At 65.1% G+C, this 11,647-nt stretch carries 7 protein-coding genes; 5 read left to right on the top strand and 2 right to left on the bottom strand.

Features of this window, described 5'->3' with window-relative positions:
- The first annotated feature begins 52 nt into the window (after positions 1-52).
- Both HND55_14240 and HND55_14235 read left to right on the top strand, forming a co-directional pair.
- The gene (locus HND55_14240) at positions 53-2,698 is read left to right on the top strand and encodes a TonB-dependent receptor (GenBank protein ID QKK03720.1); all 2,646 of its coding nucleotides are present in this window, start codon (positions 53-55) and stop codon (positions 2,696-2,698) included.
- 135 nt (positions 2,699-2,833) lie between these two features.
- Entirely contained in the window at positions 2,834-3,793 is a 960-nt protein-coding gene (locus HND55_14235; GenBank protein QKK03719.1) for a class I SAM-dependent methyltransferase, read from the top strand.
- 9 nt (positions 3,794-3,802) lie between these two features.
- Here HND55_14235 and HND55_14230 read toward each other — a convergent pair whose 3' ends face one another.
- A complete protein-coding gene (locus HND55_14230; GenBank protein QKK03718.1) occupies positions 3,803-4,504 on the bottom strand; it encodes a hypothetical protein in 702 nt (233 codons plus the stop codon).
- Between the two features lie 233 nt (positions 4,505-4,737).
- Here HND55_14230 and HND55_14225 point away from each other — a divergent pair, with 233 nt between their 5' ends.
- The 3 genes from HND55_14225 to HND55_14215 all read left to right on the top strand — a co-directional run bounded on the left by HND55_14225 (position 4,738) and on the right by HND55_14215 (position 11,413).
- Positions 4,738-8,670 (top strand): hypothetical protein, encoded by a 3,933-nt coding sequence (locus HND55_14225; GenBank protein QKK03717.1) that lies wholly within the window; start codon positions 4,738-4,740, stop codon positions 8,668-8,670.
- A gap of 62 nt (positions 8,671-8,732) precedes the next feature.
- The gene (locus HND55_14220; protein QKK03716.1) at positions 8,733-9,317 is read left to right on the top strand and encodes a LemA family protein; all 585 of its coding nucleotides are present in this window, start codon (positions 8,733-8,735) and stop codon (positions 9,315-9,317) included.
- Positions 9,318-9,526: 209 nt separating this feature from the next.
- Complete coding sequence (locus HND55_14215; GenBank protein QKK03715.1) at positions 9,527-11,413, top strand: M48 family metallopeptidase; 1,887 nt, start codon at positions 9,527-9,529, stop codon at positions 11,411-11,413.
- Here HND55_14215 and HND55_14210 read toward each other — a convergent pair.
- Positions 11,397-11,606, bottom strand: a complete 210-nt coding sequence (locus HND55_14210; GenBank protein ID QKK03714.1) for a dodecin domain-containing protein — start codon at positions 11,604-11,606, stop codon at positions 11,397-11,399. The two genes, HND55_14215 and HND55_14210, sit on opposite strands and share 17 nt — an antisense overlap.
- Positions 11,607-11,647 lie beyond the last annotated feature (41 nt).

Raw genomic sequence — 11,647 nt, 5'->3', positions numbered from 1 at the left:
GATACTAGTATCGAATGCTTTAACCAGAAATCAAAAGACAATGGAGAGTCTGATGAAGCACAACCGTAACCCACTTGCCAAGGCAATTACCTACGCCCTCGGGGCGGGGATGGTTGCCGGCCTGGCAGTGACCGCTGGCCCGGTCGCCGCCCAGGAAGAGGCTGCCGATCTGGATCGCGTCCAGGTCACGGGTTCGCGCATCAAGCGAACCGATATCGAAGGCGCCCTGCCGGTCACCGTCATCGACCGTGAAACCATCGAGTTCTCGGGCAAGACCTCGGTCGCCGACCTGTTGCGCGAAACGCCGTTCAACAGCGCCGGTTCATTCCGCCCGCAGTCCGGCTCGTCCGGTCAGTCGGCGGCAACCCTGTCGCTGCGCGCCCTCGGCTCCGGCCGCACGCTGATCCTGATCGACGGCCGTCGCGCCCCGGTGGCGCCGAACCTCGGCTCGGGTCAGGACCTCAACACCCTGCCGCTGGCCGCCGTTGAGCGCATCGAAATCCTGTCCGACGGTGCCTCGGCCATTTACGGTACCGACGCCATCGGCGGTGTTGTCAACATCATCACCCGCAAGGACTTCACCGGCGTCGAAATTACGGCCGGCCTGTCCGAGCCCGAGCGCGAAGGCGGCGATACCGAGGAAGGCTCGATCGTCTTCGGTGCGGCCAGCGACCGCGGTCGCGTGATGGCCGGCGTGTCCTACAACTCGCGCGACATCATCTTTGCCCGTGATCGCGAATGGTCTCAGGGCGGCGCCTCGATCTTCTCGAACAACTTCCTGACCAGCGGATTCTCGTTCCTGCCGGGCGGCTTAGCGGCCAACCGTGCCGGTTGCACGGGTCCGGGTTTTATCATCAACGAGGCGGCCGGTCTGTGTCAGTATGACTTCACGCTGCAGTCCGCCGACGAAGCCGCGACCCGCAACGAGTCGCTGTTTACCCGCGCCAGCTACGACATCAACAACGACTGGACCATCTATGCCAACGCCCAGGTCAGCCGGGTGACGTCCTTCGGCCGCTACGCGCCGGTGCCGTCCTCGCCGTGGCTGGTCGGCGGCTTCGGTGCCATCGTGCTCAGCCCGGGTCTGCCCAACCATCCGGCCACCCCGCCGGGACAGGGCGGCCTGAACCCGCTGTGGGAAAACTACCAGGACTTCGCTGACGATACCCTGCTGCTGACCCATCGCTTCGCCGCCAACGGCCCGCGTGATACCTCGACCGACGCCAACGTCTACGACATCGACGTCGGCTTCCAGGGTCGCATCGGTACCTTCGATCTCGACTTCGGTCTGCGCCGCACCGAGTCGCAGTACCACGAAATCGGCCGCAACTACATCGTCTCCGCGCTGGCCCAGCCGCAGTTCGACAGCGGCGCCTACAACATCTACGACCCGTTCGGGGTCAGCCAGGACGTGCTGCAGTCGTTTACCGCCACCATCGGTCGTGACGCCAACTTCAAGCAGAAGGAAGCCTACGCCATGGCCAGCACCGATCTCGCCTGGGATCTGGGCGCCGGTCCGGTCGGCGTGGCTTTCGGCGCTGAGTGGCGCGAGGAAGATTATCGCGACATCTATGATGACCTGCAGGCCAACGGCAACATCACCGGTTCGGCCGGCAACTCGGCTTCCGGCGGTCGCGAGCAGTGGGCGGTGTTTGGCGAAATCCTGGTGCCGCTGACCGAAACGCTGGAACTGAGCGGCGCGCTGCGCCACGATGACTACAGCGACTTCGGTTCGGCCACCTCGCCCAAGCTGGCGCTGCGCTGGCAGCCGATCGACGAGCTGACCCTGCGCGCGTCCTGGGGCCAGGGCTTCCGCGCACCGCCGCTCGATATCCTGTCGGCTCGGCCGTCGTTCTCCGCCGACTCGGTGGTTGACGAAGCCACGGCGATTGCCTTCGGTGTCGATCCGACCGATGCCATCCAGGTCACCACCTTCGTCATCGCCAACCCGGATCTCGGTGCCGAGGATGCCGATCAGTACAGCATCGGTGCGGCCTTCGAGCCGCTCGACTGGCTGAGCGGATCGATTGACTTCTGGCACACCGAAATCGAAGATCGCGTTGCCGCCATCGGCTCGCAGCAGATCATCAACTGCCTGCTGGGTACCACGCAGAACTGCCCGCCCGGACTGGCCGATCTGCCGCCGGGCGCCGATGTGCCCGACGAAAACCTCGGCCTGGGTGTGGCGCGTGATCCGAGCACCGGTCAGATCCTGTACGTCCAGCGCGGCTTTGCCAGCCTGGGTACGATCGAGACCGAAGGTGTTGACCTGAACCTGCGCACCAACTTCGACTTTGGCGACATGGGCAGCCTGCGTACCGATCTGCAGGCCACCAATACGTTCAACTTTGAAGTGGACAGCGGCGCCAATGTCGCCGGCGAAGCCGGTTTGCCGAAGTGGCGTGCCACGCTGGCCAACCAGTACCGCTGGGGCGACTTTGCGTTCATCTGGAACCTCAACTACATCCACAGCCAGAACAGTGCCCAGAGCAGTGCGCTGGATCGTCTGCCTTCCTGGACGACCCACGATCTGCAGGTCAACTGGTATGCGCCGTGGAATGCCCAGGTCACGGTTGGCGTCGACAATATCGCCGACAAGGATCCGGTGCTGGATCCGGGTGAGCTGCGCGGCTTCAACTTCAGCCTGTACGACGGCTACGGCCGCATCCCCTACGTTCGCTACAAGCAGAACTTCTAAGTCCTGCCTGCAGCAACGCAGCAACGAAAAACGGCCCGGTCTTCCGGGCCGTTTTTTTGGTTGTGAACCCCCGGCCTGCTAACATGCTTGTTGCCTTGCCGCCGGCCGCACGCAACTGGCCCAATCCGATGCGCGATGACTGAAACCTCTGAAAAACCGGATGCCGCGGCCAGCTGGTCCCGCTACTGGGCGTCTGGCGCCCTGACCTCGCTGCCCGAGGATTTCCACGCCAACTACGACGGGGAGATTGCCGACTTCTGGGCGCGACAGGTCGATGCCCTGCCCGAGGGGGCGGCCGTGCTCGATGTGTGCACCGGCAACGGCGCCATTGCGCTGCTGGTTGCCGAGCAGGCGCGCAGGGCGGGCCGGCGCGTGCGCATCACGGCGGTTGATGCGGCCGAGGTGCACCCCGAGGTCATTGCCCGCCGCTTTCCCGGTGCCGGTGAGTTGCTTTCTTCGATCCGCTTCGTGGGTCGACGGCGGCTCGAGGACCTGGCCGTCGCCCCCGACTCGATCGACCTGATCACCAGCCAGTACGGGATCGAGTATTGCCGCTGGGCCGCAGCTGCCGAGCGTTGCCGTCACTTTCTCAGGCCCGGCGGCCGCCTGGCCATTGTCGCCCACGCGCTGAGCAGCGATCTGCTCTCGACCATGCGGCGCGAACGCGATGAATACGAGCGGCTGCGCCAGGCCGGTCTGACCGAATTGCTGCGGAAGCGGCTGGCCGGGCGCCTGGACGGACCGAGCTTTGATTCGCGCATGCGCGCCGTGCACGCCGGGCTCGAGCACGCGGCTACGGGCTCACCCACGCCCCTGCTGCGCTACGCCCTCAGCCTGGCCGCCGGCAGTATCAGCATGAGCGCGGCCGCGTTTGCCCGCCGGCGCCAGATCATCGAGCAGGCCTGTAATCAGCTTGACGATGGCTACAACCGGCTGTCTCAGATGCTCGCAGTCAACGATGCGCTGGCCGCGCATCCGGACTGGACCGATGCGTTCACCGTCGCCGGACTGGACCGGCTCGATCGCGGTTCGCTCACCTACCGCGGTCAGCACAAGGCCGGCGACTGGTTCGTATTTGGCAAGCCGTCGGCCTGACCAGGACCCTCAGCCGCGCGGCACGTCCGCCGGGCGAGCACCTGCCAGCTTGAAGCGGGCGTTGAAGGCAACCGTGATCCGGCGGGTGTCGCCTTCGTAGGGCATGACCTCGTGCAGCAGCCAGGACGGAAACAGCACCAGCTGCCCCGGCTTCAGGCGCAAGCCCATCGTGCCCATACGGTAGGGTGCGCGCAGTTTGGCGACTGCCGTATCGATGAAGGTCGTCGAGGTAATGAACGGGCTGATGAATGTCAGCTGTCCGCTGCGGGTGTTCGGATCGTCCCCGTCATGCTGCACGCAATAGACGCCGGACCAGGAATGCATCGGGTGGTTGTGCGCGCCGAACAGGCCGCCTCGGTGGGCGATGTGAAACCACGATTCGGTGGCGACGTGCAGTCGGCGCAGCAGGTCGAGATCGTAAGCGTTGAGCTCGCCGATGGCCCGGTAGAGGTGGCTCAGACAGAACTCGCGCAGCCGCTGCACGCAGGCCTGCGGCCACTCGAACAAGGTGAAATTGCTCTCGAACAGGGTATCGTTCCGGTAGACCATCGGGTCGGGATTGCGATACTTGTCGCCTTCGGCCGCGCAGCGCTCGAACAGTTCGATCAGCTCGGCGTTGAGCGAGTCGGGGTCGGCCATATGGGCCACCGCCATCGGTACGGCGAAGGCCGGCGCAATCTCGAAACTGGTGCTGGCGGGTGGGGCGGGCATGATGAGCGCTGGTGTACGGGTTTGCCTCGATTATAGCGTTGTAAGTGCCTGCAGGCGTTCGAACCAGGGCTTGATTGCCGCCGGTGGCCGGGTATGCTGTAGTCATGGTGTCGCATTTGGCAGCAGGACAGGCGGTCGGTCCGCCGCTATCGGTCGGCTTGAGGCATGATGCGCCGGATTGCTTCGGGCGAGAGCGCTGCGGTTGGTCGTGGCCGAATTTTCCGGCGATCCGGATGGCTCTGGCCCGCCTGCTTGCCATGATGGCGCTGGCCGCGGTATCGACTGATGTATTGGCCGACGGTCTGGGCCCGGTATTTCACCGTCTCGGCGCGGCCGACGGCCTGCCCGACAACCGGGTCGAGGCCGTGGTGCAGGACCAGTTCGGCTATGTCTGGATTGGCACGCAGGGTGGACTGGTTCGCCACGATGGGACGCGGATCGAGGTCATCGGCGCTGATCCCGACCGGCCCGATCCGCTGCCCGGCCGCAATATCATGGCGCTGCATGCACACTCCAGCGGCACGGTCTGGGCCGCCGTTGCCGATCAGGGCGTCATTGAAATCGGACCGGATCTGCGCCAGCGCCGGCATCTGGCGCCACGGGATGCCGGCGGTCCGCTGGACTACGGCCACATCTGGTCGATCGCCGAGGACTGCGACGGCGGCATCTGGCTGGCCTTCATGCTCGGCGGCGTGGCCCGCTACGATCCGGTCACCGAGGACTACCGTTTCTATGGCCAGCAGTCCGACAGCGGGCTGAGTCCGAATGGTTTCCAGCTCAAGCTGCTCACCGACAGCGCCTGTCGGGTCTGGCTGCTGCAAACGGGGCAATTGAGTCTGTATTCGCCCGATCAGGATCGCTTCAGGAGCATTGTCGGTCGCGACGACGGCGCAGTGCTGATGTCGCTCGGCGAGGTGGAGGGTCACATCTACTACTCGCAAGGCACCGAGCTTCATTCACTCGGACCGGTTGCCGGGGCCGATGCGGCTGAGCCGGCTGTCGTGCTGACCGCCGAAAGGACCATCAGCGGTCTCGCCGGCGCGGATCCGGACGGCCACATGCTGGTGGTGTCCTACAGCGGCCTGTACCGTTGGCATCCGCAACAGGGCCTTTCCCGGCATATCGGTCATGTCGATGGTCTGCCGTCCGGCCTGCCCAGCGAGCAGCTGCACGCGATCATGATCGATCGCGAAGGCGGTGCCTGGATTGCCGTTCAGCGCCAGGGGCTGGTCTATCTGCCGCCCGATTACGCGGCGTTCGAGCGCTATCAGCGCGTGCCCGGCCATGACACCAGCCTGTCGACGGGCACGATCGCGGCGCTGGCGGCCGATGCGGACGCTCGCCTGTGGCTGGCCGGACCCACCGGCCGAATCGATCGCCTGTCCCTTATCAACGGCAAGATCGAGGCGCTTGAACAGGTCTATCCCGGAGCGAGCTTCAAGAGCACCGGGTCGGTGGTTGATCTGGTGGTCGACGATGATGCGCTCTATGTCGTTTCCCTGGCCAGTGTCCATCGTTATCGGCAGGGCGAGGCGGGGGATGCCGTGCTGATGCAGCGCCGGCAAATCGATGAAGGCACCTTTCATTTCCTGCGTCCCGACGCCGACGGCTGGTTGTGGGTCGGTACCCGTGACGTCGGCCTGTTGCGCCTGCATCCCGAAACCGGTCGGCGGCAGCATTTTCGCCCGCACGCCGAGGGGCGCTTCAGGCTGGCGGAAACAGCGCCGGTCGAGCTGGTGCGCGGCCCCGACAATCGCTGGTGGCTGGCCGGGCAGCAAACAGTGTACCGCTATGATGCACAGACCGGTTTTGCACCGGCCTGGCAGGTCGACCGGCCCCCGCTCAAGCAACTGGTCTGGTCCGGCAACCGGCTCTGGGTCGCGACCGAATCGGGCCTCGAACTCCTGCGTCTGGACGGCCGGCAACTCGAACCGGTGCGCACCTTTCCCTTCGAGCGATCGCTCGGGCCCGGCCAGGTCCTTGCCCTTTACCCGGATGGACAGGATCAGCTGTGGCTGGTGCGCGCCAACGGTCTGGTTCGTCTTGATGTCCCAGGCGCGCAATTCCGCAGCTATACCAGTGACGATGGTTTGCCGTTTTCCGACTTTCTGCCCGCGGCATCGACGCTTCTGGATGACGGTCGGCTGGCGCTCGGCGGCAGTCGCGGGCTGGTGTTGTTCGACCCGGCCCGTCTGCACAGACACAACAGCACCGCGCCGGTCTATATCACTGCCCTGCAAAGCGGTGCCCGTCACTTCGATCTGGCGCCCGGTCCGTCACCCGCCATTGAGCTGACTCATGATCAAAACAGTTTCTCCGTGGACTACCACGGTGTGTCGTTTTCGGCTGCCGGTCGCTTGCGCTATCGTGTCCGACTGGCCGGTTGGGACAATGAATGGAGCGAGCCACTCAGCCAGACCCGCCGCTACTATTCCCGCTTGCGCCCTGGGCGCTACCGCTTCGAGGTTCGGCTCGACGGGCCGACCGATGCCGGGGCGCACGCGACCGATGCCGTCGATATTTACATCGCCTCGCCACCCTGGCTGAGCCCCTGGGCCATTCTCGCCTACGTCCTGACCGGGGTAACCGGCATGGGTTTCGGCTGGCACGGTCTGCGAAAAACGCAGCGCCGCCGGCGCGAGCTCCGCGAGGCGCGCCAGAAGCGCAGGCTGGCCGAGTCGCAAAGCCGTGTCGTTGCGCGGCTCAATGCCAGCCTCGAGTCGCGCGAGCTCGCCGCGACCATTGGCCGGGAGATGTTGATGGTCACCGGCGGACGGCGGGCGATTGTCGGTTTTACGCACCCACTGTTGCCCGAGGAGCTGATCTGTGCCGGCGAGCTGGATGCGGACGCAAGACCGAAACGCGATGACTGGCTGCGCCGCTGCGCCAATACCGACGGCATCACGGCCATGGTCGTGACGCTCGAGGCGGACTGCGAAGCCATCGCCCGCGTCCTGATCGAGGCCGGTGCCGGCGGATTCGCGCCTGATCATGGGGAACGTCTTGACCTGCTGACCCGGGTCTGCGGGCAGGCGCTGCACAACGCGCTGCTGCTAGAACGCGTGCGCAAGCTGGCCGTCGAGGCGCGCCAGGCCAGCTCGGCGAAATCGGAGTTTCTGGCGACCATGAGCCATGAAATCAGAACGCCGCTACACGGTGTGCTCGGCATGGTCGATTTGCTGTGCGAGAACCGAAGCGAGGTTGATCGTCAGCAGTTGCTTGACACACTGCGCCAGTCGGGACAACAGCTGCAGCGGATCATCGATGATGTTCTCGATCTGTCCCGCATCGAGGCGGGCCGGCTGTCGCTCGAGCCGGCCTCCTTTGACCTGGTTGCTACGCTCGAGCACGTGGTTGATCTGCACGCCGCCAATGCCGCGCGCAAGGGTCTGGATTTGCGATTGCGCATGGCCTCCGATCTGCCGCCAGTGGCCTGCGGTGATGCCGACCGTATCGCCCAGATTCTTGGCAACCTGCTCAGCAACGCGGTCAAGTTCACACCGCTCGGCGGCGTTGAGCTGTCGGCCGAACAGGGCCAGGACGGTCAGCTGGTGGTGGTGGTCTCCGATTCCGGTCCCGGTATCGACGCCTGCGACCGGGCCCGGCTGTTCGAGCCGTTCACACAGCTCGATGCGGTCAAGACCCGATCACACAGTGGTTCCGGCCTGGGTCTGGCGATCTGCCGGCGCCTGGTGGACGCCATGGGAGGCAGTCTCGAGCTGCTCGCAAGCCAGCTGCCGGGTAGCCGATTCATGATGAGATTGCCCGTACTCGACGCCGCCAGCATTCCGCTGCCGCTGACCGGCCTGCTCGCTGACATGATTCTGGCCGCCTACGTTCAGGCGCCGACCTGGCGGGTGCTCAGGCGCCTGGCACGCCGCTGGGGCGTGAAGCTGGTCACGCCCGGTTCGAATCAATACTCGTCCTGGGATGTCGTGCTGGTCGATGCGCGGGTTCTGGTCGACGACGACGGCGCCGAGCTGGAGGCATGGCGCGAGCGCGCCGGGACACTGGCCTGGCTGCAGTCGCCGTTCCAGCATGCATCCGGCCAGCCGCCACCGCCTCCCGACTGCTGCTACCTGCGCTGGCCGCTCGTCGAGAGCCGCCTGGCGGGGCTGCTGCTCGATCTGAGGATGGGACGGGTTGCGTCTCAAGGGGATCATTGAAAAGCTTGGGCTGATCCGGCAAAGCGGGTACACTTTTCAGCAGTTCCTCCGGAGTCTCCATAATGGAATGGATCGTACTTGCTCTGGCCGTCGGTCTGGTACTGTTCGGCATCGTCCTCTACAACCGGCTGGTGGCTGCCCGCAATCGCTATAAGAATGCCTTTGCGCAAATCGACGTGCAGCTCAATCGCCGCCATGACCTGATCCCCAATCTGGTCGAAGTGGCCAAGAAGTACATGAGCCATGAGCGCGAGACGCTCGAGGCGGTGATTCAGGCTCGCAACGGCGCGCATCAGCAACTCAAGCAGACTGCCGCTGACCCGTCTGATCCGGACGCCATGCGCAAGCTCTCGGAGGCTGAACAGGGGCTGTCCGGCGCGCTGGGGCGTCTGTTCGCGCTGTCGGAAAACTATCCCGACCTCAAGGCAAACCAGAACATGATGCAGTTGTCCGAGGAGCTGACCAGCACCGAGAACAAGGTGGCGTTCGCGCGCCAGGCCTTCAACGATGCGGTCATGAACTACAACATCCTGCGCGAAAGCGTGCCGGCCAATATCATTGCCGGCCTGTTCAGTTTCAACCCGGCCGAGCTGCTCGAGATCGACGACCCGAGCAAGCGTGAGGCGGTGCAAGTCGATTTTTCATAAATGAAAAAGCGGGGTTCCGGGTTCGGGGTTCGGGGTTCCGGAGCGGGCGCTTCGGGGTTGTGGTGGGCGGCCAAGCCGCGCACTTGCCCGAGTCGGCTTAGCGGCCTCCACTCGGCGACTGCGGTTCGCGGCGTAGCCGCCCACCGTTGCTACAGCGCGCCCGCCCCGGAACCCCGAACCCGGAACCCGGAACCCCTCGCGTTTAAGCGATGAACTTCTTCGAGCACCAGGACCGGGCTCGGCGGCAGACCAGGCTGTTGGTGGTGCTGTTCGCGCTGGCCGTGGTAGCGATCATCGTTGCAGTTGATGCGGTGGTCTTCACCATTGCTGGACCGGACCCCTTGATGCTGCTGACGGCCACGGGAGTGACCGCACTGATCATTTTCGGCGCCAGTACCATGCGCAGCCTGCAGCTGCGCGCCGGTGGCGGCGATATTGCCCGCCAGCTGGGCGGTACCCGGATCGAGCACGACACGACCGATCCGCTGCGCCAGCGCCTGCGCAACGTGGTCGAGGAAATGGCCATCGCCTCCGGTGTGCCCGTACCCGAGATTTACGTGCTCGAGCAGGAACAGGGCGTCAACGCCTTTGCCGCCGGCTTTTCGCCGGCCGATGCAGCGGTTGCGGTCACGCGCGGCACGCTCGAGCACCTTGATCGCGATGAACTGCAGGGCGTGATCGCGCACGAATTCAGCCATATCCTCAACGGCGACATGCGGCTCAACATCCGCCTGATCGGATTCCTGTTCGGTATCCTGGTGATCGCCATCGTGGGCCGCAAGCTGCTCTATTCGTCGCGTTTTGCCCGCGGCAGCCGCAACGCGGCACCGGCCGTGATGATCGGGCTTGCCGTGGTCATCATCGGCTATGTCGGGCTGTTCTTCGGCCGCTGGATCAAATCGGCGGTCTCGCGTCAGCGCGAGTACCTGGCCGATGCCTCGGCCGTTCAGTTCACGCGCAGCGCCGACGGCATTGCCGGGGCGCTGAAGAAAATCGGCGCCCTCCAGACCGGCTCACGCCTCGAGGTGGACACCGAGGAGGTCGGACATATGCTGTTTGGCCAGGGCATGAGCCAGCGCTTGTTCGCGACCCATCCACCGCTCGAGCAGCGCATCCGGGCAATCGACCCCGGCTTCGACCCGTCCGAGTTCAAGCAGATTGCGAAACGGCTTGATCGCCGGGCCGAGATGCGCCGGGCCGAGCTGGACGCGCAGGCTGAGGCCGGCGATGTCGGGGCGAAGGCCGAGCCTGCCTCACCCGGCGCCGGCGGCCTGTTCAATGCCGAGTCACTGATCGACCGCATTGGCAAGCCGGGACTCGAGCAGGTCCTGGCTGCGGCCTTGCTGAGCGCCGAACTGCCGCAGCCGCTGCGGCGCGCTGCGCGCTCTGATGAATGGGTACTGGAAGTGGTGTGCAGTGTGCTGCTCGATGCAGACGACGCGGTGCGTGAACGTCAGCTGCTGGCCATTGCGCGCGCGCTGGGCAGCGAAAGCGAGCGCCGGGTGCGAGCACTGCGTCAGGCCTGCCCGCAGCTGCCCCGTTCGCAGCGCCTGCCGCTGACCGAGATCGCCTTTCCCTCGCTGCGCAAGCGACCCGACGGTGAACTGGTCGAGTTCATGCGTCTGCTCGATGAGCTGGTCGGATCCGACGGGCACGTCGATGTGTTCGAGTATGCGCTGTCACGCCTGGTCAGCCGCCAGATACGCGATTCACTCAAGCCCGAAACTTCCGAACCAGCGGGACGATTGCGGCTGGATGATACCTTGGATGAGGCCGCCGAAGTACTGTCGATTCTGGCCCGACACGGACACCGGCAGTCGCCTGAACAGGCGCAGGCGGCCTTCGCCTCCGGCTGGGCCCTGCTCGGCGATCAGCCGGCCGACGACATCAGGCACATCGACAACTGGCCGGAGGCGCTCGACAGCGCCCTGGCGCGACTCGACAACCTGCGTCCATCGTCACGTCAGAAGCTGGTTCTCAGCCTGATGGCCTGCGTGGTCCATGATCAGCAGGTCAACGACGACGAGCTCGATCTGCTGCGTGTCGTGTGCGGCCTGCTGCACGTCCCGCTGCCGACACTCAGGAGTCCAGCGTAAAACCAACTTCCAGGGTGACCTGCCAGTGGGCGACCCGTCCGTTATCGACATGGCCGCGCGTGTCGATGACCTGAAACCACCGCATGTTCTTGACCGTGCCGGCGGCGCGTTCGATGGCGTTATTGACCGCCGCCTCCATGCTCTCGCTCGACGAGCCGGTCAGCCGGATGTGTTTGTAGACATGATCGCTCATGCGGATACTCCGATGCGTTTTCTGCCAGCCTAACACCATCG

It is taken from the genome of Pseudomonadota bacterium (assembly GCA_013285445.1).
Classification (GTDB): domain Bacteria; phylum Pseudomonadota; class Gammaproteobacteria; order Xanthomonadales; family Wenzhouxiangellaceae; genus Wenzhouxiangella.
The sequence above is the reverse complement of the archived record's forward strand: the minus strand, read 5'-3'. Positions and strand labels throughout refer to the sequence as shown.

Coding starts and splice junctions, on each gene's coding strand:
- HND55_14240 (QKK03720.1), top strand. CDS start 53: ATGAAGCACAACCGTAACCCACTTGCCAAGGCAATTACCTACGCCCTC.
- HND55_14235 (QKK03719.1), top strand. CDS start 2,834: ATGACTGAAACCTCTGAAAAACCGGATGCCGCGGCCAGCTGGTCCCGC.
- HND55_14230 (QKK03718.1), bottom strand. CDS start 4,504: ATGCCCGCCCCACCCGCCAGCACCAGTTTCGAGATTGCGCCGGCCTTC.
- HND55_14225 (QKK03717.1), top strand. CDS start 4,738: ATGGCTCTGGCCCGCCTGCTTGCCATGATGGCGCTGGCCGCGGTATCG.
- HND55_14220 (QKK03716.1), top strand. CDS start 8,733: ATGGAATGGATCGTACTTGCTCTGGCCGTCGGTCTGGTACTGTTCGGC.
- HND55_14215 (QKK03715.1), top strand. CDS start 9,527: ATGAACTTCTTCGAGCACCAGGACCGGGCTCGGCGGCAGACCAGGCTG.
- HND55_14210 (QKK03714.1), bottom strand. CDS start 11,606: ATGAGCGATCATGTCTACAAACACATCCGGCTGACCGGCTCGTCGAGC.